Below are 21,984 nucleotides of genomic sequence, written 5' to 3'. Positions count from 1 at the left end.
AGAACCAACGATGCGCTTGATCGCCGCCGCGGCCCTGGTCGCCGCCCTGCTCGCAACGCCGGTATCGGCACAGACGAATCCGCCGGCCGCCGCCGCGAGGCCTGCCGCCCCACCGCCGGCCATGCCGCAGCCGGCAGCCCTCGGCCGCGGTCCTTGGGATTACGAGACGCAGGCGGGCAAAGTCCACGTCGAGGTCGTTGCCCGGCAGATCGAACGGCCCTGGAGCCTCGCGTTCCTGCCCAACGGCGACATGCTGGTGACCGAGCGCCCGGGCCGCCTTCGGGTGATCCGCAACGGCAAGCTCGACCCAGTGGCCATCGCCGGCCTGCCGCCGATCAATCCGGCCGGTATCGGCGGCCTGTTCGACATTGCGCTGGCGCCCGATTTCGCGGCGAGCCGCAAGCTTTACATCAGCTACGTCAAGCCCGACCCGCAGAACACCGATCAGACGACTTTGGCCGTGCTCAGCGCGACCTGGGACGGCGGCCTGGAACTGAAGGACGTCAAGGACATCTTCGTGGCCGACGCGTGGTACGGCGCCCAGCCCTGGCCGGCCAGGTGCTGCGGCCAGGGCCCCGCGACGGGCAGCCACGGCGGGCGCATCCTGTTCGGCCCCGATGGCAAGCTCTACATTTCCAGTGGTGACCGCAATTACGGCGAGATGGTCCAGAAGCCCGACAACCACTTCGGCAAGATCCTGCGGCTCAATCCCGACGGCAGCGTGCCGGCCGACAACCCGTTCGTGGGCAAGGCGGGCTGGAAACCCGAGATCTGGACGCTCGGCCACCGCAACCCGCTGGGGTTGGCGCTCGACGCCCGTGGGAGGATTTGGGAAACCGAATTCGGCCCGCGCGGCGGCGACGAGCTCAACCTGATCGCGCGCGGCGCCAACTACGGCTGGATCGACGTCACGCAGGGCAAGCATTACAACAACGAGGCGGCGAAGGGCGTGTCCCAGGTAGCCGGCATGACCGATCCGGTGATCAACTATGCGTTTGCGGAAGGGCCTGCCTCGCTCAATCCCGGCAACCCGGCATGGTATGGCGGGCCGATGTTTCCGGGCTGGCGCGGCAATCTGCTGCTTCCCAGCTTCACGCGCGGGTTGTTGCGGATCGACTTCGACGAGGACGGCAAGCCCGGCGCGACGGAGGAACTCCTGACCGACATCAAGCAGCGCCTGCGGGATGCCCGCGTGGCGCCCGACGGCTCGGTCTATCTCCTGACCGACGAAACGGCCGGCGCGGTGTTGCGGGTGACTGCCGGCGGCTGAATCGGCTCCATTCCGCCCCCGCCTCCGGGATCGCCCTACGCTCTCGGTCAGCCTCTCCGCAGCGCTGCCGGGGGGCGATGCAGGACCTGCATCGGCGCGCCTTCGGCCGCCATCCGCCCCCGCACCGCGGCGTCGACGATCGGGTGCGGCCGCGCCATGTAGGCATTGGGGCTGAGGCCCATGAAGTACTTGAAGTCGCGGTTGAAGTGAGCCTGGTCGTGGTAGTGGGAATCGAGGGAATCCGACCAGCGCATCTGCGGATTGAGCATCACCTGCCCGAGCGTGCGCAGGAACCGCTGGCGTCGCAGGAGCAATTTGGGCGAAAAGCCGAAGGCGCGCAGGCTTAGCCGCTCGAGCGTGCGGCCCGACATTCCCACCCGCTCTGCAAGCTCGGTCACTGTGCCGATATCGGGATCCGCCAGCGCCGCGTGAACGCGCGCAATGGCGGGATCGTCGTCATCGGTCGTCGCCAGCAGTGCTGTCAGGTGGCGATTGATCGTTTCGGCCTGCCCTTCCGGCGCGGCCTGCGGATCGGCCAGGAAAGGACGTAACGCGGTAAGGTGCTCCAGGTCCGGGTCGCTTTCCGCGTCGATCCTCTGATCGGCGAAGTCGGCGGCGCGGCGGGCGATGAACCTCGCCCATCCAAGCGGCTGAAAGCCGATTCCCCAACTGCGGATCGATCCGGTCTCGAAGGCGGTGGCGCGACTTGTCGGGCCGACCAGGACGACATGCGGCGTCGGCTGGCGCGGGCCTTCGCCGATGGCGCCGCTGCCCGGATGACCTTCCATGAAACGCAGGTTCGCCCATTCGGGATGAAGCATGTCCTCCATGCTCTCGCCCGCCGGCACGACCACATCGTTAAGGTAGATCGCGGTGAGGTAGGGCTTAAGTTCCGGCGCGACCGCGAAGAAGCGCATGCGCGCCATTCGCTCGTTCGACTGCTGCACCATGCGACCCCGCTAACCGAGACGAATCGAAACAGGTTTCGCCCCGCAAGGCATTGCTAACAGACAATTTCATCCCCCCGCATATATTTTGACGGGTTTTTACAATTGCCTCTCAAGCCTGCCGGTTAGCTTGGCAACTCGACAGGGGAAAGCTTCGGCCGGCGCACACGCGACGGGATCGAGGGTCAGCAACTCTGCCATTCATGTCACGACATTCGCGCGGCGGGGGTCGCTTCGCGGAGCGAGCAAACGCGCGCCTGTTCGAGGGCGCTCTAGACGAGGTGGAAGATCATGCCCGAACGGCGACTTTACGACGGCAATCAATATAGCTGGCGCGAGGTCAGCGATACTGCGTGGGGCACGGCGGTGGTCGAAGGGCTGGCCTTCGATTCCGGCATGACCCTGTCGATTGGCGGCGCCTACTTCAACGGCACCTTCCAGGCCGACGAATTGGGGGGCCGGCAAGTGGTCCTTACGGGAACTCTGGCCGGGTTGGACGTGACCCGCCGGATGTACGTGCCCGATTACACGAATCCAGGTGAAGGCTGGGCGCGCTTTCTGGAAAGCTTCACGAACAACACGTCAGGAACGATCACCGTCCGTGTCGCGCTCGACACCAACTTCGCCTTCTCCCCGATGGTCGTCCAATCGTCGTCGGGCAATGCGCTGCTCGGAAACGACGACAACTGGGCGATCTTCGACGATGCCAATACGCCGCATCTGACGTTTGCTTTCCAGGGCTTCGGGTCCGGGCTGGCCCGCGCCGAAACGACGACGACCGTATACAGCGCGAACGGCAACGGCGGCATCGGCTATCATTACGATCTGAGCATCGCGCCTGGCGAGACCGTTTCGCTGCTGCACTTCGTGTCGCAACAGCCTGATTACGATCATGCGTTGGAGCAGCTTCAAGGTCTCGCCGCGCTCGACACGATGTCGCGTCACGGCCTTACCGGCGCGCAACTCGCCAGCATAGTCAACTGGGAGGTCCCCACCTTCGATCAGGTCTACATCGATACCTTCAGCGGCAGTCCTGCCCAGTTCGAGGCCGGCGGGGGCGTGGGTGACGACGTTTCGGGCTTCGTGGGCCAAACCTTCGTGGCCCAGGGCACTACGCTGGAACAGGCGCGCATCCAGTTCCTTGGCTGGTCGTCGGCCACCGAGACGAGCGACTTCCGCATCACCGTGTTCACCTGGGACGGTGCCAAGCCGATCCAGGAAGTCGCCACCTCGCAACTGTTCGAGATCAACAGCAGCGATCTGGACATCCATTACGACGGCGTCTTCACAGCCAATTTCGTCACCGGGCAGGTCTTCACCCCGGGACAGACTTACGCCCTTTACGTGGAGTTCTTCGACGGACTGCGCTCCACTGGCAGCGGCAGCCTCGCCGTCGAAACCGGCAATCCCTACGATGGCGGGTTTCTGATGTACAACCGCCCGGACGCGCCGACCGACCAGATCCAGTACCTGACCCGCACCGATCTTGACCTGTCGATGCGCCTGACGTTCGGGAACCCTCCCGCAGCCAACAGTGCGCCGTTCCTGAACAACGCGGTCCCCGACCAGTCGCGCCAGGAAGACCAGTTCTTCAGCTACACGATACCCGGCGACACCTTTCTCGACGACGATGGCGATACGCTGACCTATTCGGTGTCCCTGCAGAACGGCAATCCGCTGCCAAGCTGGCTGACCTTCGACGCCTCGACCCGCCAGTTGAGCGGTCAGCCGCCGGCCAATTACGCCGGATCGCTCAACCTGCGCGTGACCGCAAGCGACGGAAACGCAAGCGCCACCGACGACTTTCGCGTCAACTTCGCGCCCGTCAACGATCCGCCTTATGTGGCCAATCCGATCCCCGACCAGAGCGCGACCGAGGGAACGGCCTTTTCCTACACCTTTTCGCAAACGGCCTTCAGGGACGTCGATCAGGAAGGCCCGCTCACCGATTTCGCCGCCTCGCTTCAGGGCGGCGGCTCCCTGCCGGCCTGGCTCACTTTTAACGCGTCGACACGCACCTTCAGCGGCACCCCGCCGAGCGATGCCGAGGGGAACTATCTGATCGAGGTCACCGCCCGCGATACCTTCAACACGACCGCGAGCGACGCGTTCGTGCTGACCGTCAGCGATACCGGATCTCCCACGCCGACACCGACACCAACGCCAACTCCCACGCCGACACCGACACCGACCCCAACACCGACGCCGACGCCGACGCCGACGCCGACGCCCACTCCGACCACGCCCGTCGCGAACAACGACTTTTACACGCTTTACGAAGCCCTCGGCACGTCTTTCCGAGGCGTTTCGCTGTTCGAGAACGATGCGGCGAACGGCAGCGCCTTCGTCGTCACCGGCGTTAACGGGCGAAGCGACTTCGTCGGGAAGGACATCCTCCTGCCGTCCGGCGCTTATGTGCAGATAACCGCCAGCGGGACGATCAACTACCAGGCCGGCAGCTCGCAGGTTTCGCTCAACAACAGCGAGTATTTTACCGACCAGTTCACCTACACCATCACCGGCGGCAGCACGGCGATGGTCCAGGTCCTTTTCCTGGGTGCCGACGGCACGCCTCCTCCGCGCGCGACCGACGGTGCAGACCGGCTGGTGGGAGGCACCGGCGACGATACGTTGCGCGGCGGCAAGGGGCCCGATCAGCTCATCGGCGGCAACGGCAAGGACACTGCCAGCTATGCCGGCGACGAAGGCGCGATCTTCGTCAACCTGCGCGACGGCAAAGGCTACGGGAACGCCGCGCAGGGCGATACCTACGATTCGATCGAGAACGTGATCGGGACCGGGTACGACGACTGGATCATCGGCAACGACGGCCCCAACCGCCTCGACGGCGCGGGCGGCGACGACCTGATGATCGGTGGTCTAGGCCCGGACGAACTGATCGGCGGAGCCGGGAACGACAGCGCGTCCTATGCCGACAATTACGGTGCGGTCTTCATCAGCCTCGCCACTGGCCGAGGCTACGGCAATGCCGCGGAAGGCGACACGTTCGAAAGCATCGAGAACGTATACGGCAGTTCGTTCGGGGATTACCTGATCGGCTCCGACGGCATCAACGTGCTCGATGGCGGGCCCGGGAACGATTATCTGATGGGCGGGCTCGGGCCCGACAGGCTGGTCGGCGGGTTCGACAACGACACCGTGTCCTATGCCGACAACTACGGCGCCGTCTTCGTGAACCTCGATACCGGCAAGGGCAACGGCAACGCAGCCGAGGGCGATACCTACGAAGAGATCGAGAACGTGGAGGGATCGTCGTTCAGCGACGTGATCATCGGCAATTCGGGCAACAACCGCATCGACGGCGGACCGGGCTTCGACGAGATGTACGGGTACGGCGGCGCGGACACGTTCGTATTCTCATGGCCGGCCGAGACGATCTTCGCCGGCGACATCGTGGGGGACTTCGAGTCGGGGGTCGATCGGCTGGAGTTTTCCCAGCTCGCCTTCCCGAGCTTGGCATTGGGGCAACTCAACCCCGCGGCCTTCCTGCTCAACGATGGCGAGCACGGGTCGAAGACCCCGGAGACGCGGTTCATCTTCACGCCGCCCGTCTTCGCGCTCGATCCTGCGGGATTGTTCTACGACGCGGACGGGAGCGGGCCGGGCCTATCGGTCCTGGTCGCCTTGTTCGAAGTAGGTCTCGAATACGGCAACGTCGACTTCACGATCCAGCCGACCGATATCTTCGTCGTCTAGCCGGCTGCCTGTCGCCCGGCCCCGAACAGTGTCGGAGCCGGGTGGACAGTCCTAGGCCGCGCGGCTTTGCCGCTTGCGCTCGTGCGGGTCGAGGTAGCGCTTGCGCAGGCGGATTGTCTGCGGGGTCACTTCGACCAGCTCGTCGTCCTGGATGTAGGCGATCGCCTGCTCCAGGGTCATTCGGCGCGGCGGGGTTAGCCGGACGGCGTCGTCCTTGCCGGTGCTGCGGAAGTTGGTCAGCTGCTTGGATTTCAAGGGGTTGACCTCGAGATCCTGCGGCTTGGCATTCTCGCCGATGACCATGCCCTGGTAGAGCTTCTCGCCGGGCGAGATGAACAGGATGCCGCGCTCTTCCAGCGCGTTGAGTGCGTAGGGCACGGCGTCGCCCTGCTCCATCGAGATCAGCACGCCGTTCTGGCGCCCCTCGATCTTGCCCTTGTAGGGCCCATAGCGGTCGAACAGGCGGTTCATCACGCCGGTGCCGCGGGTGTCGGACAGGAATTCGCCGTGATAGCCGATCAGGCCGCGGCTCGGGGCGCTGAACGTCAGGCGGGTCTTGCCGCCGCCGCTCGGGCGCATGTCGGTCATCTCGCCCTTGCGCTGCGCCATCTTCTCCACGACCGTGCCCGAATGCTCGTCGTCGACGTCGATGACGACCGTCTCGTAAGGCTCCTCGCGCCCGTTCGGTCCGTCGCGGAACAGCACGCGCGGGCGGCTGATCGACAGCTCGAAGCCTTCACGGCGCATGGTTTCGATCAGCACGCCGAGCTGAAGCTCGCCGCGGCCGGCAACCTCGAAGGCATCCTTTTCGGCGCTTTCGGTCAGGCGGATGGCCACGTTGCCTTCGGCCTCGCGCTCGAGCCGTTCGCGGATCACGCGGCTCTGCACCTTGTCACCCTCGCGCCCGGCATAGGGGCTGTCGTTGACGGCGAAGCTCATGGCCAGCGTCGGCGGGTCGATTTCCTGCGCGTGGATCGGCACGCTGACGGTGGGGTCGCACAAGGTGTTCGAGACCGTGGCGTGGGTCAGCCCGGCGATGGCGACGATGTCACCCGCCTTGGCATGGAGCACCGGCTCGCGATCGAGCCCGTTGTAGGCGAAGACCTTGGTCGCGCGACCGGCCTCGACCAGGTTGCCGTTCACGTCGAGCGCCTTGATCGGCATGCCGACTTCGAGCCGGCCGCTTTCGATCCGGCCGGTCAGGATGCGGCCCAGGAAGGCGTCGCGGTCGAGCAGCGTAGCGAGCATGGCGAAGGAACCGTCCTCGTCGAGGTCGGGGGCGGGAACGTGGCTGACGATGAGCTTGAACAGCGGGGTCAAGTCGCCCTCGCGCGCGTCGATGTCGTCGCTCGCGAACCCGGCGCGGCCCGAGGCGTAGAGCACGGGGAAATCGAGCTGTTCGTCGTTGGCTTCGAGCGTGACGAACAGGTCGAACACCTCGTCGAGCACTTCGCTGGCGCGGGCATCGTGGCGGTCGATCTTGTTGACCACGACGATCGGCTTGAGCCCGAGGCCGAGCGCCTTGCCGGTAACGAACTTGGTCTGCGGCATCGGGCCTTCGGCCGCGTCGACCAGCAGGATCACTCCGTCGACCATCGACAGAATGCGCTCCACCTCGGCGCCGAAGTCGGCGTGGCCGGGGGTGTCGACGATGTTGATGTGATAGGTCTCGTGCCCGCCGGGCGCGGTCCATTCCACGCTCGTCGGCTTGGCGAGAATGGTGATCCCGCGTTCCTTTTCGAGATCGTTCGAATCCATCGCCCGCTCCTCCACGCGCTGGTTGTCGCGGAAGGTGCCGGATTGGCGGAACAGCTGGTCGACCAGAGTGGTCTTGCCATGGTCGACGTGGGCGATGATCGCCACGTTGCGGAGCGAGGTCATTTACGGAAGCTTTCGGGATCAGGGATTGCGGCCGCGCCCATAGCCGCATTGTTGCGCTGCAACAAGGGGAGGCGATGGACAAAGTCGGCCGGGGTGCGCATCATGACGGTCAAAGGATTCGAGAGGGGAGATTGTTCCGATGAAGAAGTTGCTTGCCGCCGCCGTGATTGCCGCCGCGTTCATGGGGGCGCCGGCCGCCGCCCAGATGCGCGCACTGAGCGATCCGGTGGTGCCGCATCCCAATCCGGAAAGCCTGTTCACCAGCCCCGATGCAAAACTGCATCGCAACAAGCAGGCGGCCCTGCACATCCAGCGCGACCTGCTCAAGTGCAACAAGTGGTCCGAAGCCGGCAAGTGGCTGACCGACGCCTACATCCAGCACAATCCGCTGGCCGCGAGCGGGCTGCCGGGCGTGATTCGCTATTTCGTCGAAGTCGCCAAGCGCAAGCCGCTCGATCCGTGCCCGGCGCTCTCGGCTAACGACCCGAACGGCGTGGTGATGGTCAGCGCGGAAGGCGACTACGTCACGATCCTGACCCGCCGGATCGTTCCTTACGGGTCCGATCCGAAGGACACCTATACCACCACGTGGTTCGACACCTGGCGCTTCGTCGACGGCAAGGCCGACGAGCACTGGGACCCGGCCACCCTGCCCCCGGCACCGCCGCAGGCCATGGCGAACCCGGCCATGACGCCCCCGGAGGCCGCCGCCCGGCTGGCCGACCGTGAGGCGATCGAAAAGCTGATGTGGACCTACGACCGCAGCCTCGACATGTACGATGCCGACAGATACGCCGCGCACTTCACCGATGACGGCGCCTTCGGTCAGACCAAGGGGCAGGTCGCGCTGAAGAAGATGATCACGGACCTCGATGCCAGCCACAAGAAGCAGAAGGCCGATGGCACCGGCATGGGGACGATGCGCCACTTCACGATGAACCAGTTCATCGAGTTCACCGGCCCCACCAGCGCCAAGTATCATTACTACCACCAGACCGTTTTCGGCAATTTCGGCCGTCCGGGGGAGAAGGATGCCCCCAAGGTGATCGCGTCCGGAAACGGGGTGGACGACCTGGTCAAGGTCGACGGCAAGTGGCTGATCAAGATGAGGAACGTGGCCGCGGCGACGGACATCTGAGTCCCCGCGCCTGACAAGCCCCCGGTCGCACGCACGGCGAGCGACCGGGCGGCACGCTACTGCCCCGCGGCCTGCTTCCTCAACGTCGCACCCACTTTCTGCAGGTTGCCCCGGCCGCTGGTGTACGGCGAACTGGCGTAGAGCGTGGCGAGATAGGCCCGGTCGAACGCCGTGAGACCCTGGGGCGGCGACGCATTGGCGGGGTCGAACAGGCTCAGGATCGAATCCGGCCCCTGCACATCCTTCACCTCTCGCGTGCGGGCAAGCACGCGCATCGCAGCTTAGTCCGCCAGTTGGATGGGCGTCAGTCCGCGCACGCGCGGGGCGTCGAACAGGACGGTGACGTTGACGATATCGCGCCGGATGTCCTTGTAGATGCGCGAATGGCCGCCGTTCATGCGGCCGACGGGCGGATCGGACAGCTCCTGCTTGCGCGGGATCGGCGTGCCGTTCTGCATCCGGGTTTCGACCAGCGAGACGACATAGGCCGGGCCCGTTTCCGCCAGCAGGCGCGCGCGCTCCTTGCGGTCCATCACCTGGCCGAGCAGGCCGCCCTTGCCGTCGGCCCTGGCGATGTCCGCGCGCCCGTCGGCGGTGAACGCCACGATCACGTTGGCGGCGCAGCTTCCGGCCGCGCGCTGGGGAATTCCCAGTTCGGCGGCGATCTGCCGGATGCGCCCGACCACCGTCTCCGCCGCGTCCTGCCGCAGCCCGATGACGCCCGGGCACAGTGGGTCGGCGAAGGTCGCGAGCGGCGTATCCGACAGCGAATCCTCGCTGCTGACCTGCCGCGCCTGACGCGCCACGACCGCGTCATCCACCGCCGCGTTTCGCGACGAGGTGACGACGATCTCGTCTTCGGCGCGATCCTGGGCCGTTGCGGGCACACAAAGCACCCACGGAAGAAGCGACAGCAGGATCAAGGGGCGCACGACCATGTTCGGGTTCTTACCCCTTGGCGAGGGGCTGGCAAGCACGCGGGGGCCACGTGCTGCCGGGGCCGAGAGCCAAGCCAATCTTGCCGCGCGGCAAGCCGGAAAAGGCTGGACCTGCCGCGCCCTTGGCGGGCATGGGGTCGCCATGACCCAGCACCCTCTCGAAAAGCTCGCCCAGACCAATCCCGACGCCGAAATCTGGTGGGACAGCTCGCCGCTGATCTATCCCAGCTGGGAAGAGCAGACGCTGGCCAAGGCGCCGGAAGGCAAGCGCGCCGACTGGGAAGGCCAGCTCGACCGCTTCTACGACCCCGAGACCGTCGCCCGCGATGGGACGATGGGCTTTCGCGGGGTGACGACCAATCCGCCGCTGAGCCTCCAGGCGATCCAGGTGGATCCGGCCGGCTGGACGGAGCTGATCAAGGATGTCGCCAGGAACGACCCCTCGCTCGACGTCGAGGGTGTGTACTGGGCGATGTATCTCGACCTAGTGCGGCGCGGGGCCGAGGCGATCCGCCCGGTGTACGACAAGTCGGGCGGCCGGTACGGCTATCTCTCGGGCCAGGTGGACCCGCGCTTCGTGACCGACGGGGAAGCCATGCTCAAGCAGGGCCTGTCGATCTACGAGCAGGGCCCCAACGTGATGGTCAAGATCCCCGGCTCGAAGGAAGGCTACGAGATCATCGAGGAACTGACCGCGCGCGGCATTTCCACCAACAACACGACCAGCTTCACCGTGCCGCAGTACCTTGCCTGCATGAACGCGGTCAGCCGCGGGCTGGAGCGGGCGAAGGCGAACGGGGTCGACCTGTCGAAGTGGCGCAGCGTCGTTACCCACATGTCGAGCCGCCTGGGCCAGCTGAGCGACTGGCAGACCGAGGCCAAGGCGCGCGGCATCGACCTTTCGCTGATGGAAATCCGCGACGGCGAGGAAGCGGTGCTCAAGCGCGCGTATTGGTGGGGCAAGGAACACAACCATCCCTCGAAGATGCTGCAATGCTCGATGCGGGTGGAAAAGGACGATGCCGGCAACACCGTCAGCCGCCATATCGAGGACTTCGCCGGCAGCGACATGGTCTACACCTGCCCGCCCGGGTACATTGCCCAGCTGATGGAAGTCGAGGCGGAACTGGCGCCGTTCGACCCCAAGGCGATCGAGCGTGAGCCCAACCCGCGGAGCCTCGAGAAGCTGATGCGCCTGCCCAGCTTCCGCCAGGCCTACGAATACGACGGCATGAAGCCGGAGGAGTTCAGCCACTACGGCAGCTTCCAGGCGACCGCCAACGAGTTCGCCAAGGCTACGCGGCAGACGGTCGATTTCGTCAGGATGACGCTGGAGGGCTGATCCAGCCGCGCGGGCCGTAGTAGCGGCAGCTTTCGGCGGCGATCGCCGCCGCCTGCTCGAGCGCCTGCTCGAACGCCGAACCGCCTGCCAGGTAATGGCAGAAGGCGCCGTGGAACACGTCGCCTGCGCCCAGAGTATCGACTGTAGCAACTTGCGGTGGCACCACGGCCCCGGTGCGCTCGCCGGTGCTCCACTCGATTGCCTGCTCTCCGCGGGTAATCGCCGCGCAGGTGGGGCCCAACGCATGAATTTCCGTTAGGGTGGCCGGCTGGAAGCGCGCCGAGACCACGGCATGATCAACGTACGGCAGGATGCGATCCGACCACGGCTTCCACGAACCCCCGTCGAGCACCACCGGGATACCCTCGTCCCTTGCAGTCCGGCACAGCGGCAGGGCCAGATCGGGCAGCCATCCGTCGATCAGGACCATCGTCGCATCGGCCAACAAGGCATCCACGTCTACTTCGCGAGAGGGCGTTTGCGGCGGTTGCTGGTCGATGATTGTGCGGCTGGAGTTGTCCGGCACCACGACGATACTGGACACCGGCAGCACCTCGGCATCGGGCGCAAAATCCTCCACCGGCACGCCGTAGCGCGCCAGTTCGGCCCGCACCGCGTCGGCGAACGGCCCGGTCCCCAGCAAGGTCAGCAATCGCACCTCGCTGCCCAGCGCGCGCGCCGTCACTGCGGCGTTGAGCGCGCAGCCCCCTGCGCCCGCCCAGAAATGCGTGGCCGACAGCTTGCCGTCTTCCGCCGGGTACTGCGGGCAGACGTAGCCCAGGTCGAAGGTGCTGCGGCCGACGAAGAGGATGGTCATGCCCCCGGCGTAGCCTTGCCTCTCCGCTTCGGCTAGGCTCGCGGCACGGTGCGCGGTTTCATCCAGTTTTTTTCGGAGCTAGTCGTCGGCCTCACTGGCGCGCTCGCGATCGGGACCCTCACCGTGGGCGGGATCGCGCTGGCGTTCGGCTGCGCGGCGTATGGATGCGGGTGCTGGTGGAAGCGCTGGCGCGGCCGGCGCTGATCAGCCGTTCTGCGCGATCCAGCGGTCGCGCAATTCGAACTTGCGGATCTTGCCGCTTCCGGTGAGCGGCCAGGCTTCGACCGTCTCCCAGTGCGCCGGGCACTTTTGCGGGCTGATCAGCGAACGGCAATGGGTGCGCAGCGCCGCCACGTCGAGGCTCGCCCCGGCCTCCAGCCGCACGAAGGCGGCCACCGCCTCGCCCAGCCGCTCGTCGGGAACGCCGACCACCGCGCATTCGGCCACGTCGGGGTGTTCGAGCAGGACGTTCTCGATCTCCGCGGGGAAGAGGTTCTCTCCGCCCCGGATGATCATCTCCTTCACCCGGCCGGTGATCTTCACAAAGCCGCGGTCGTCCATCGTGCCGAGGTCGCCGGTCAGCAGCCAGCCCTGGGCATCGATGGTCTTCTCCGTCGCCTCCGGATCGTCGTTGTAGCCCAGCATGGTGGCGTAGGAACGGCTGCGGATCTCGCCCACGGTGTCGCACGGCAGCACATCGCCGGTCGCCGGGTCGAAGATGCCGACTTCGCATTCGAGCGCGGGGCGGCCGATGGTGGAGCATACGTCGTCGAACGCGTCTTCCCGGCGGCAGGCGGTGATGAGAGGGCTGGATTCGGTCTGGCCGTAGGCGACGCGGATGTCGGAGCCGAGCACCTGCTTGATCGCGCGGACCAGTTCGGGCGGCACCATCGCTCCGCCCGCGCCCATGTAATTGAAATTGCTGAGATCGCGCGGCCGGCGGCGCTGCACTTCGACCATCGCCTGGGCCATGGTGGGCACGCAGAGCGTCCAGTCGATGCGCTCCGCGGCGATCAGGTCGAGCGCGGCTTCGGGGTCGAAGAAGCGCAACGGGACGAAGGCGGCGCCGAGCTGAACGGTGCCCAGGACACCCATCGAACAACCCATCGTGTGGAACAGCGGGGTCAGCCCGATCATGCGGCTGCCTTCCTGCAGCTTGCCACAGATAGTGAACAATTTCGCGTTGTTGGTCAGGTTGCGGTGCGACAGGACCACGCCCTTGGGAAAGCCCGTGGTGCCGCTGGTGTACTGGATCTGCACCGGGTCGTTGCAATCGACAGGTGGCAGTGAAGCGCTCGGTTCGGCGCCGAACAGCGCTGCCCGGTCCTCAATGTCGATCACTTCGCGGATCGCAGGGATTTCGCTTACCACCCGCGCGGCGATCTGCCCCATCGGGTTGCCACGGTGTTCCTGCACCAGGAACAGCGCGACCGAGCGCGATTGCCGCAGCACGTATTCCAACTCGCGCGCCTGGTAAGCGGGATTGACGGTGACGAGGGTCAGCCCGGCGAGCGCGGCGGCGTATTCCACCAGCACCCATTCGGGCGCGTTGGGCGCCCAGATGGCGACCCGTTCGCCGGGCTGGAAGCGTGCCGCCAGGCCGCGCGCGATGGTCTCGGCGTCGGCCAGCAGCTCCGGATAGGTCCAGCGCCGCCCGGCGGTGCCGTCGGGCCTGCCTTCGATCAGCGCCTCATTGGCGGGCCACTTCACGGCGGCCTCGCGCAGGAGGTCGCCGATCGTGACGTCCCGGACCTCGTGGCCCTCGAACGAATTCGCCAACGCGCGGGTCAACCGCTCAGCCATGCCTCTCTCCTCACCGGGGAGGATAGGGCCGAACGGCGCCGCGCGCCAGCGGCGTTCTAGCCGTTGGTGCGGCGGTTGCGGCGACGGTTGCGGTTGGGATTGGGCCTGCCCTGCCCGCCGGCCTGGCCCTGGCCGCCCTGCGGACCGCTGCCGCCCTGTGCGCGGGCCTGTTGCTGGCCCTGGCCTTGCGGTCGAGCACGCTCGCCACCCTGACCGCCGGGAGCACCCCGGGGCTTGGCCTTGACCACCGCCTTGGGACGATGCGGACGCTGCTGCTCGCGCGGACGCTCGACGCCCTGATCGCGCGATGGCAGCTGGCGCGCCATCGCGTTGACCTTGCTCGCCTCGGCCGCGAGGCCTTCGGGGAGGTCGAGGTTTTCCATGTCCGCCTTGGTCAGCTTCCAGATGTCGCGCAGATAGGCTTTCTCGTCCGGCGCACAGATCGACAGCGCGATCCCCGTCGCCCCGGCGCGCGCGGTGCGGCCGATGCGGTGAACGTACTGCTCGGCCACGTTGGGCAACTCGAAGTTGATCACGTGGCTAACGCCCGAGACGTCGATACCGCGCGCCGCGATGTCGGTCGCCACCAGCACGCGGACGCTGCCGTCCTTGAACTCGCCCAGCGCGCGTTCGCGCTGCGGCTGGCTCTTGTTGCCGTGGATCGCGTTGGACTTGAGACCGGCCTGGGCAAGCTTCTTCACCACCCGGTCCGCACCGTGCTTGGTGCGCGTGAACACCAGGACCCGGTCCATCGCCTTGGAGTGCAAGCCTTCGCGCAGCAGGATCGTCAGCAGCGCCTGCTTTTCGGCGGCGTTGCAGAACATGACCTGCTGTTCGACCTTCTCGGCCGTGGTCGCCTGCGGGGTGACCGAGACCTGCGCCGGATCGGTCAGGTACTGGCTCGCCAGTTCGCGGATCGCCTTGGGCATCGTGGCGCTGAAGAACAGCGTCTGGCGCTGCTTGGGCAGCAACCGCACGATGGCGCGCAGGGCATGGATGAAGCCGAGGTCGAGCATCTGGTCGGCCTCGTCGAGCACCAGGATCTCGACCCGCGAAAGGTCGAGCGCCCGCTGGTCGGCCAGGTCCACCAGACGGCCCGGCGTGGCGATCAGGATGTCGACGCCGCGCGCCACGTCCTGCTTGTTCTTGTGCACCGAGGTGCCACCGAACACGGTGACGACCTTGAGATGGGCGAAGCGGGCGTATTCCCTGGCGCTCTCGGCGATCTGGCCGGCGAGTTCGCGCGTCGGGGCAAGCACCAGCATGCGGCACTGCCGCGGCCCGGGGCGCTTGTCCGCTTCGATCAGGCGGTCGATCGAGGGCAGCATGAAGGCCGCCGTCTTGCCGGTGCCGGTCTGGGCAATGCCCAGCAGGTCGCGCCCGGTCAGAACCGTGGGAATGGCCTGCGACTGGATCGGGGTCGGCGTGTCGTAGCCCTTGAGCTCGAGCGCCTGGAGAACGGGCTGCGAAAGCCCGAGTTCGGTAAATGTCATTACGAATGATACTCGCACATGTGGCGATGGCGCGCCGGTGAAGGCGCGCTTCGCGGGGTTTAAAAACCGCCCGCGTGAAGTGGGAAGCTTACAGCTGGAACCGGGATGCGGCCGGGGCGAAGATTCGCCTGTTCACGCTGCCAAAGGCATCCCGATGGCGGGCAGATGGTCGCTGCGGTGCGAAAAGTCAACGGATTTCCGGCAAACCCGCCCTAAAGCGAGGATGCAAGCACGTAGCCGCCCATGGCACGGTCGGGCGCGTCCCGCACCGCAATGCTATCGAGCGGTTAGACTATTGGCGCGTCGTAGACGATCTGGATCTGGCCGGCCTGAGACAAGGTGTTGAGGATGAAGGACACCGAGCCGTCGTCGAAGATCTGGTCGCCATCGGTATCGAGATACCCGACGAGGCCGATGCGATCGCCAAAGTCCTTCGCCTGCCAGTCGATGGTGGTTCCTTCCGTCAGCACCAGCCGGTCGCTGGCCACATCGAACAGTTCGATCGTGTCGTGACCCGCGATTACGAAATAATCCGCGGGTCCGCCCGAACCTGCGAGGAAGAAATCGTTCCCCGCCCCGCCGCGGAATACTTCCGGGGCGGTCGACTGGATGGTGCCGATGGAGAACGTCACAATCGTGTTGGCGTCGAAATCGGCTTTGCTCACGCCTTGCAGGAAGACCGAAGAATCCTGGCCGTCGAAATAGACGGTGGTACCACCGGCGCTTTCGACGGAACGCGGCGCGGTCATCGCGTTGACGGTGCCGTTCGTCCAGGCGAAGCCGAGTTGGTCGACGCCGGGATCGAAATCGGTAATCGTCGCCCGGTCGCTCCAGGTGATCAGGAAGGTGTCGGCTCCCGCGCCGCCGGTCATCACGGTGTCGTCAGTCGATTCGAGATAATCGTCACCGAGGCCGCCGAACAGGACGTCGCCCAGCCCTGAACCGTAGAGATGGTCGTTCCCCGCCCCGCCATCGATGGTGTTCTTCGTTGCGACCGACCCTTGCAGCCAGTCGCCCCCCGAGCCGCCGACCAGGTTTTCGATGCCATTCAACGAACCGCGCACCTCGGTGCCGCCCGCGCCGATAAACCTCATGTAGTAAGGATGATACTCGATCGCTTGGGGATTCACCCACAGCAGACTGGCGTTGCGCGAATCCGACAGCATGATGCGCACCGCCGTCGACCCGGTGAGCACGAGCGTATCGGTCCCGTCCGAACCGTCGATGGTGGTTCGCGCCAGACTGTCGATCGCAACGGTGAACGTGTCGTTCCCGCGGGTTCCCTTGATTGAAACGCCGCCTCCGGGAGCCCCTCCCTTTGCCATCCTCATTCCCCTGCCTGTTCCGCCGGGTAACGACGGAAACGCCGCGACAAGGAACACTACCACAATTGGCGAATGGGAAATAGTCCATCTTGAGGAGGCGGCGTGCGCCTCGCGGGGCTTACGCGTACGGCAGGTGCCGAGCCCCTGCCACTGGACCGAATGGATTCGGAGCTGTAGCCGCCTCTAGCTCCCCGCCTCGCGGTGGAACAGGCTGCTGCGCTTGACGCCCTTGGCGATGCGCGTGGGTTCGGCCGAGCGGTCGTTCTTGAGCGCGCCGTCGCGGATCGCCTCGTAGACGACCTCGCCCGAAATCGGCGTGTCGAAGGTCACCCCGCAGGCGTCCTCTGTCGCCCAGGCGACCGTGAAGAAGACCTGGTAGGGGCCCCATTCGAGCACGCCCGGCATGCCCTCGCCCGGCGGATTGTGCATGCTGATACCCGCCCCGGTGGTGGACAGGTCGGCCAGCCAGACCGACTGGACGCCGCGCGCCGTGCGCAACCGCGCGGCCAGGTTGATGCGGCTGCGCAGGGCGTGCCGGCGCTCGTCGGCCGTGGCGCCCTCGGCATCCGTGTAGACGCCGGGCCGCGCCCATTGGTCGCATTTGTCCTGCGGCTCGGTGACGAGAGAACCGTAGTAGCCCGGGTTCTCCAGCAGCTTGCGGCAGATGCCCTCGCGCGCTGTCTCGCCGCGCATGGCGGGCGCCCAGTACCGGCAGATGCGGCACGCGGGCACGGCCTGTGCCGCTTCGGTCTGGGTTCGTACGCCGGGTTCGGCCATGTGCGTCTGGTCCCGCGGATGTCGTGCTTAGGATATTCCAACCCTGTCCGGTTGATTTCGCGTTAAGGCAGGTGGTTAACGGGCCTGCGATTCCTCCGCCCGCTCGAACATGGCCACCGCCATGTCGCGCAGGATGCGAAAGCCGAGCCGCTCGTAGACGCCGATCGCCGGGCGGTTGTCCTTCCAGACGTGGAGCATGGGCGTCTCGCCGCGATCGAGAATGGCCTGCGTGACGTGGGCCGAGAGGCGGGTCGCCAGGCCAAGGCCGCGCCCATCGGGATGGGTGCATACGCCGCTGACCTCGCTATGGCCCGGCAGGCGCATCCGCTCGCCCGCCATGGCCAGCAGCCGGCCGCCGCGCCGGACCCCGTAGAACTGCCCCATCAGCCACGTCTCAGGGCGGAACGGGCCGGGCTCGGTCAGCGTGGCAAGGGCCAGCATGTCCTCTGCGTCCGGCTCGCCCAGCGGGACGATGCCGTCCAGTTCGTAGGCGGGAAGACCGCCGGCGAAGACCATCTGCACGCCGGGGCGGCGCAGCAGGGTGGTAAGGCCCGGGATGTCGGGCACGGGATCGGCCTGCACGGTATAGACCTTCTCGCCCGGCGGAACGAGCGCGGCCACGTCGGCCAGCGCCCCTGGGCAATCGTCCTCGGCCGCGACGAAGGCGTTGACGCTGGGTCGGAAGCGGCGGGCGCGGCCGTTGCTTTCGGCAAGATGCGCCTGCGCCCCGTTCAGCGCGGCCCAGAGCGGGCGGAGGAGCGGTTCGGCTTGCGCGTGCGGCATGAACCCACCTTGCGCGATGCGCGCGGCGCTAGAAACCGTTTTCCTACTTGGATTTCGCCCGATAGGGCCGGGGATTCGGATCGTGGTAGTTTGAGCTGCAATTTATGCCGATGGCAGTGGGAGGGGGTTGCCACCCCGCGGCCGTCGGCAAGGTTTGAGTTGAGTGTATACTCGGTGTCACCTTTCGCGGCCGGTCAGCCTCCGAAAGTGTAGCTGAGCCCCACGCCAGCCGAGAACTGATCGCGCGAACCGTAAGCCTGCACGATGGGCGAGCGGGCGGCATCGCCGGTCAACCGGTCGTACTTGCCGTAGAGCGCAACGCCCCAGCGCGGCGACAGGGCGAACTCGGCGCTGGCGGCCGCGCCGTAGGATTCGATTCCGCTTCCCGGATCGTAGACCGGCAGGGCCGTGGCGAGCGCGGTCGCGGGGGTCACGCCGTAATAGGCGTCGTGGTACTTGCCGTCGGCCCAGGTGACCCGCGGGCCGAACGAGAACAGCCACTTGTCCCCATCGCGCAGGATCAGGTCGGCACCGCCGTCGGCCACCCAGCCGTCATGCCCGTTGACCGCCTTGCGCACCTCGCTGTGCAGGCGGAAGCCGTCGCCCACCCAGGCGTTGGCATAGGCGCCCACCTCGAAGGTGCGCTTCACCTTGGGCACCGGCACGCCGACGTTGCTGGCCTTGCGCGGCGAGACCATCGAGACCGCCGGGCCGAACTCGAACGTGCCCGAGACCAGGTTGAAGCCGAAGCTGTCGTCCGGCGCTTCGAAGCGGAACTGGGTGCTGCCCTTTTCGCGGTCGAGGTCGAAGTAGGGCAGCACGTCGACGCTGTCGGCGCCCGGGTGCTGCGGCTTGACCTGCGCCCCCGCCGTCACGCGGTAGCGCGTCGAAGCACCGTCCTGCGCGAAGGCAGGCATGGAATGAAGCGTGGCAAGCGCTGCGAGCGCGCCGATGGCAATGCGATGTGACAGAACCCTGTACTCCCTGATTTGGGAGCGGTCTCAGTCGGACCAGTAGAGCCGCTCGGGGTTGAGAACCAGCAGCTTGCGTTGCAGTTCCTCGCCGGGCGCGATGCGCGGGATCATGTCGACCACGTGCCCGTCGTCGGGGACTTCGTCCTGCATGTTGGGATGCGGCCAGTCGGTGCCCCAGATGCAGCGGTCGGGATAATCGACGACCAGCGGCGCGACGGCGGCGGCAAAGGCATCCCACGGGTCGCCCCCGCCGCCTTCCTTGAGCGCGTCGAGCCGGTCGGGGCAGGTCGGCTTGAAGTGGATGTCGGGCCGGCTGTCGAGCAGGGCACGGAAGGCGCGCATGTCGGGCCCGTCGGGTCCCTGGCTCACATCGGGGCGGCCCATGTGGTCGACCACCACTGGCACGGGGATCGCATCGATGAACGGGCGCAGTTCCTCGAGGATGTCGGCCTCGAAATAGATCACCACGTGCCATCCGGCGGGCAGGCGCCCGGCGACTTCGAGGAACTTGTCCTTGGGCGCGTTGTCGACCAGCCGCTTGAGGAAGTTGAACCGGATGCCGCGGATGCCGCCTTCGTGCAGGCGCTGGAGCTCGTCGGACGAGATGTCCGGATCGACCACCGCGACGCCCCGCGCCTTGCCGTTCGATTTGGCAATGGCGTCCAGCGTGGCGGAGTTGTCGGTCCCGTGGCAGCTCGCCTGGACGATCACGTTCTTCGAAAAGCCCAGGTGGTCGCGCAGCGCGAACAGCATGTCCGGCCCGGCATCCCCGGGCAAGTACTTGGCCTTCGCGCTGAACGGGAACTGCGCCATCGGACCGAACACGTGGCAGTGTGCGTCGACCGCGCCCGGGGGCGGCACGAAGCGCGGCTTGCTGGGGTTCGGGTGCCAGGAAACGATGCGGTCGGTCATGCGAAAACGGTTCCATCCATCAGCTTTCGGGCGGTGCGCAGGAGCGCCGCGGTCTCGACTTCGCCGGTCTCGTTCACCTCGAGGACGCAGCTCATTTCGCCCGACGGGTGCTCGATGCTCAGCGTCTTGCGGCGGCCCTCGGGGATCGAAGCGACCTCGGCGGCGGGAGAGCCCGGGACGAGGCAGGCCGTCGCCGCGGTGACCGCGCCGAGCACCCCGATCGAGGCATGGGCGCGGTGCGGGATGAACACCCGCGTCGTCACCGCGCCGCCGTTCCGGGGCGGGGCTACCAGCGTCATCTTGGGGACCGACTTGGCCGCGACATCGCCGAGGTTCATCAGCGGCCCGGCCGCCAGGCGGATCGCCTCGATCTTCGCGCGGATAAGGGCGAAGGCATCGCCCTCCATTTCCTCGCGGGTTTCATATCCGGTTGCGCCGACATCTGCGGCCTTGAACACGATGCAGGGCATCCCGTTGTCGATCAGCGTACAGGCTACGCCCTCGATCTCGTCGACCGCGTTGCCGGTCGGCAGGAGGGCGCCGCAGGAGGACCCGGCGGTGTCGCGGAACTCGAGCGGGATCGGCGCATGGTGGCCCGGCACCCCGTCGATCCGCGCGTCTCCGGCGTAGGTCACCGCGCCGCCCGGCGTCTGCACGGTGGCGACGGCGACCTGGCCGGTATTCTCCATGAAGATTGCCACCCGCGTCTCGTCGCCCGTGGCGGAGACCAGCCCGCGCTCGATCGCGAACGGGCCGATGCCGGCAAGGATATTGCCGCAATTCTGCTGGTCGGTCACGATCGCCTGGTCGACGAAGACCTGCAGGAACAGGTAATCGACGTCGATCCCCTCGCGGTCGGACTTCTTCACCACGCCGACCTTGCTGGTCAGCGGATCGGCCCCGCCCATACCGTCGATCTGGCGCGGGTCGGGGCTGCCCATCACGCGCAGCAGGAAGGCGTCGCGCTCCTCGGTGCTCTCGGGCAGGTCCGACGCGAGGAAATAGCCGCCCTTCGACGTACCCCCACGCATCCACATGACCGGCGCGCTATTCATCGCATCCCTCCGGGCGGAAAACCGGTGCCCACTTTTCCTGAGGGGTGCGGTTCAAACCCACTTCAGCCCCATGTCGGTCAGCTTCTGGCGGAAGCCGTACATGTCGAGGCCGAGCACGCCATCGGCCAGTTGCTGGCGCTTGCTGCCCTCGTTAGCCTCACGGGCGCGGGCCTTTTCGAGCACGGCGGCGGCATCCTCGCGGCGAACCACGCAGACTCCGTCGTCGTCGGCCAAAATCACGTCCCCCGGGCGGATGAAGGCCCCCGCACAGACCACGTCGACGTTCACGCTGCCCAGGCTCGCCTTGATCGTGCCCTGCGCAAAGACGCGCTTCGACCAGACGGGGAAGTCCATTTCCTTCAGGTCGCGCACGTCGCGCACACCGGCATCGATGATCAGGCCCTTGCAGCCGCGCGCCTGCGCGCTGGTGGCGAGGAGATCGCCGAAATAGCCGTCTTCGCACGGGCTCGTCGGGGCGATGACCAGTACGTCACCCTCCACAAGCTGCTCGATCGCGGCATGGACCATGTAGTTGTCGCCCGGCGGGACGCTGATCGTGACCGCAGAGGCGCCGATCCGCGCGCCGGGATAGATCGGGCGCATGTAGCTTGCCAGCAGCCCGATGCGGCCCTGCGCCTCGTGCACGGTGGCCACCCCGCATTCGCCGAGGCCCTTGACGACCTCGGGGTCCGCCCGCTCGATCTTCGTGACGACGACACCTGCCATTAGCTCGACTCTCCCGGATGAAATTTTTGCTGCGGTGGACCGCCCGCCCCCGCCCCGTCAAGGGGATGCAGCGGGCCGCCGCAAAC

General features: G+C 66.7%; 18 protein-coding genes. 4 read left to right on the top strand and 14 right to left on the bottom strand.

Features of this window, described 5'->3' with window-relative positions; genetic code table 11:
• The first annotated feature begins 10 nt into the window (after positions 1–10).
• The gene (locus tag ACWPMZ_RS01650; RefSeq protein WP_455702299.1) at positions 11–1,270 is read left to right on the top strand and encodes a PQQ-dependent sugar dehydrogenase; all 1,260 of its coding nucleotides are present in this window, start codon (positions 11–13) and stop codon (positions 1,268–1,270) included.
• A 47-nt stretch (positions 1,271–1,317) separates the two neighbouring features.
• Here the strand turns inward: ACWPMZ_RS01650 and ACWPMZ_RS01645 are convergent, their stop codons facing one another.
• Positions 1,318–2,220 (bottom strand): helix-turn-helix domain-containing protein, encoded by a 903-nt coding sequence (locus tag ACWPMZ_RS01645; protein WP_455702298.1) that lies wholly within the window; start codon positions 2,218–2,220, stop codon positions 1,318–1,320.
• Positions 2,221–2,508: 288 nt separating this feature from the next.
• Between ACWPMZ_RS01645 and ACWPMZ_RS01640 the strand changes: the two genes are divergently transcribed.
• Positions 2,509–5,934 carry a putative Ig domain-containing protein gene (locus ACWPMZ_RS01640; protein ID WP_455702297.1) on the top strand — a complete coding sequence of 1,142 codons (3,426 nt, stop codon included), beginning with the start codon at positions 2,509–2,511 and terminating at the stop codon, positions 5,932–5,934.
• A gap of 51 nt (positions 5,935–5,985) precedes the next feature.
• On the opposite strand, the gene typA is transcribed toward ACWPMZ_RS01640, so the two are convergent.
• Positions 5,986–7,815: a translational GTPase TypA gene (gene typA / locus ACWPMZ_RS01635; protein ID WP_455702296.1), complete on the bottom strand. Its 1,830-nt coding sequence runs from the start codon at positions 7,813–7,815 to the stop codon at positions 5,986–5,988.
• A gap of 139 nt (positions 7,816–7,954) precedes the next feature.
• On the opposite strand from typA, the gene ACWPMZ_RS01630 reads away from it, so the two are divergent.
• Positions 7,955–8,953 carry a nuclear transport factor 2 family protein gene (locus ACWPMZ_RS01630; RefSeq protein ID WP_455702295.1) on the top strand — a complete coding sequence of 333 codons (999 nt, stop codon included), beginning with the start codon at positions 7,955–7,957 and terminating at the stop codon, positions 8,951–8,953.
• A 56-nt stretch (positions 8,954–9,009) separates the two neighbouring features.
• Here the strand turns inward: ACWPMZ_RS01630 and ACWPMZ_RS01625 are convergent, their stop codons facing one another.
• Positions 9,010–9,228 carry a hypothetical protein gene (locus ACWPMZ_RS01625; protein ID WP_455702294.1) on the bottom strand — a complete coding sequence of 73 codons (219 nt, stop codon included), beginning with the start codon at positions 9,226–9,228 and terminating at the stop codon, positions 9,010–9,012.
• A 6-nt stretch (positions 9,229–9,234) separates the two neighbouring features.
• Positions 9,235–9,891 carry a hypothetical protein gene (locus ACWPMZ_RS01620; protein WP_455702293.1) on the bottom strand — a complete coding sequence of 219 codons (657 nt, stop codon included), beginning with the start codon at positions 9,889–9,891 and terminating at the stop codon, positions 9,235–9,237.
• Between the two features lie 142 nt (positions 9,892–10,033).
• Between ACWPMZ_RS01620 and ACWPMZ_RS01615 the strand changes: the two genes are divergently transcribed.
• Positions 10,034–11,233: a transaldolase family protein gene (locus ACWPMZ_RS01615; protein ID WP_455702292.1), complete on the top strand. Its 1,200-nt coding sequence runs from the start codon at positions 10,034–10,036 to the stop codon at positions 11,231–11,233.
• On the opposite strand, the gene ACWPMZ_RS01610 is transcribed toward ACWPMZ_RS01615, so the two are convergent.
• From ACWPMZ_RS01610 to ligK, 10 genes are all read right to left on the bottom strand, one after another.
• Positions 11,211–12,050, bottom strand: coding sequence for a PfkB family carbohydrate kinase (locus ACWPMZ_RS01610; RefSeq protein WP_455702291.1), 840 nt, complete (start codon positions 12,048–12,050; stop codon positions 11,211–11,213). The genes ACWPMZ_RS01615 and ACWPMZ_RS01610 overlap by 23 nt on opposite strands.
• 204 nt (positions 12,051–12,254) lie before the next feature.
• The gene (locus ACWPMZ_RS01605) at positions 12,255–13,853 is read right to left on the bottom strand and encodes an AMP-binding protein (RefSeq protein WP_455702290.1); all 1,599 of its coding nucleotides are present in this window, start codon (positions 13,851–13,853) and stop codon (positions 12,255–12,257) included.
• 56 nt (positions 13,854–13,909) lie between these two features.
• Positions 13,910–15,346, bottom strand: coding sequence for a DEAD/DEAH box helicase (locus tag ACWPMZ_RS01600; protein ID WP_455702289.1), 1,437 nt, complete (start codon positions 15,344–15,346; stop codon positions 13,910–13,912).
• A gap of 287 nt (positions 15,347–15,633) precedes the next feature.
• Positions 15,634–16,671: a calcium-binding protein gene (locus tag ACWPMZ_RS01595; RefSeq protein WP_455702288.1), complete on the bottom strand. Its 1,038-nt coding sequence runs from the start codon at positions 16,669–16,671 to the stop codon at positions 15,634–15,636.
• A 183-nt stretch (positions 16,672–16,854) separates the two neighbouring features.
• Entirely contained in the window at positions 16,855–17,448 is a 594-nt protein-coding gene (locus ACWPMZ_RS01590; RefSeq protein WP_455702287.1) for a hypothetical protein, read from the bottom strand.
• Positions 17,449–17,523: 75 nt separating this feature from the next.
• Positions 17,524–18,231, bottom strand: a complete 708-nt coding sequence (locus tag ACWPMZ_RS01585; protein WP_455702286.1) for a GNAT family N-acetyltransferase — start codon at positions 18,229–18,231, stop codon at positions 17,524–17,526.
• A gap of 194 nt (positions 18,232–18,425) precedes the next feature.
• Positions 18,426–19,148, bottom strand: coding sequence for a MipA/OmpV family protein (locus ACWPMZ_RS01580; protein ID WP_455702285.1), 723 nt, complete (start codon positions 19,146–19,148; stop codon positions 18,426–18,428).
• Between the two features lie 84 nt (positions 19,149–19,232).
• Entirely contained in the window at positions 19,233–20,117 is an 885-nt protein-coding gene (locus ACWPMZ_RS01575) for an amidohydrolase family protein (protein ID WP_455702284.1), read from the bottom strand.
• Entirely contained in the window at positions 20,114–21,172 is a 1,059-nt protein-coding gene (locus ACWPMZ_RS01570; protein ID WP_455702283.1) for a 4-oxalomesaconate tautomerase, read from the bottom strand. The genes ACWPMZ_RS01575 and ACWPMZ_RS01570 overlap by 4 nt, the downstream gene beginning before the upstream one ends.
• 51 nt (positions 21,173–21,223) lie before the next feature.
• On the bottom strand, positions 21,224–21,898 hold the full coding sequence (gene ligK / locus ACWPMZ_RS01565) for a 4-carboxy-4-hydroxy-2-oxoadipate aldolase/oxaloacetate decarboxylase (protein WP_455702282.1): 675 nt from the start codon (positions 21,896–21,898) through the stop codon (positions 21,224–21,226).
• Positions 21,899–21,984: the final 86 nt, after the last annotated feature.

Source organism: Tsuneonella sp. HG222 (genome assembly GCF_053819185.1).
This window is presented reverse-complemented; position numbering and strand designations above follow the sequence as displayed.

What these genes read in the sequence shown, in the direction of transcription:
- ACWPMZ_RS01650 (WP_455702299.1), top strand. Translation starts at nt 11, where the DNA reads ATGCGCTTGATCGCCGCCGCGGCCCTGGTCGCCGCCCTGCTCGCAACG.
- ACWPMZ_RS01645 (WP_455702298.1), bottom strand. Translation starts at nt 2,220, where the DNA reads ATGGTGCAGCAGTCGAACGAGCGAATGGCGCGCATGCGCTTCTTCGCG.
- ACWPMZ_RS01640 (WP_455702297.1), top strand. Translation starts at nt 2,509, where the DNA reads ATGCCCGAACGGCGACTTTACGACGGCAATCAATATAGCTGGCGCGAG.
- typA (WP_455702296.1), bottom strand. Translation starts at nt 7,815, where the DNA reads ATGACCTCGCTCCGCAACGTGGCGATCATCGCCCACGTCGACCATGGC.
- ACWPMZ_RS01630 (WP_455702295.1), top strand. Translation starts at nt 7,955, where the DNA reads ATGAAGAAGTTGCTTGCCGCCGCCGTGATTGCCGCCGCGTTCATGGGG.
- ACWPMZ_RS01625 (WP_455702294.1), bottom strand. Translation starts at nt 9,228, where the DNA reads ATGCGCGTGCTTGCCCGCACGCGAGAGGTGAAGGATGTGCAGGGGCCG.
- ACWPMZ_RS01620 (WP_455702293.1), bottom strand. Translation starts at nt 9,891, where the DNA reads ATGGTCGTGCGCCCCTTGATCCTGCTGTCGCTTCTTCCGTGGGTGCTT.
- ACWPMZ_RS01615 (WP_455702292.1), top strand. Translation starts at nt 10,034, where the DNA reads ATGACCCAGCACCCTCTCGAAAAGCTCGCCCAGACCAATCCCGACGCC.
- ACWPMZ_RS01610 (WP_455702291.1), bottom strand. Translation starts at nt 12,050, where the DNA reads ATGACCATCCTCTTCGTCGGCCGCAGCACCTTCGACCTGGGCTACGTC.
- ACWPMZ_RS01605 (WP_455702290.1), bottom strand. Translation starts at nt 13,853, where the DNA reads ATGGCTGAGCGGTTGACCCGCGCGTTGGCGAATTCGTTCGAGGGCCAC.
- ACWPMZ_RS01600 (WP_455702289.1), bottom strand. Translation starts at nt 15,346, where the DNA reads ATGACATTTACCGAACTCGGGCTTTCGCAGCCCGTTCTCCAGGCGCTC.
- ACWPMZ_RS01595 (WP_455702288.1), bottom strand. Translation starts at nt 16,671, where the DNA reads ATGGCAAAGGGAGGGGCTCCCGGAGGCGGCGTTTCAATCAAGGGAACC.
- ACWPMZ_RS01590 (WP_455702287.1), bottom strand. Translation starts at nt 17,448, where the DNA reads ATGGCCGAACCCGGCGTACGAACCCAGACCGAAGCGGCACAGGCCGTG.
- ACWPMZ_RS01585 (WP_455702286.1), bottom strand. Translation starts at nt 18,231, where the DNA reads ATGCCGCACGCGCAAGCCGAACCGCTCCTCCGCCCGCTCTGGGCCGCG.
- ACWPMZ_RS01580 (WP_455702285.1), bottom strand. Translation starts at nt 19,148, where the DNA reads ATGCCTGCCTTCGCGCAGGACGGTGCTTCGACGCGCTACCGCGTGACG.
- ACWPMZ_RS01575 (WP_455702284.1), bottom strand. Translation starts at nt 20,117, where the DNA reads ATGACCGACCGCATCGTTTCCTGGCACCCGAACCCCAGCAAGCCGCGC.
- ACWPMZ_RS01570 (WP_455702283.1), bottom strand. Translation starts at nt 21,172, where the DNA reads ATGAATAGCGCGCCGGTCATGTGGATGCGTGGGGGTACGTCGAAGGGC.
- ligK (WP_455702282.1), bottom strand. Translation starts at nt 21,898, where the DNA reads ATGGCAGGTGTCGTCGTCACGAAGATCGAGCGGGCGGACCCCGAGGTC.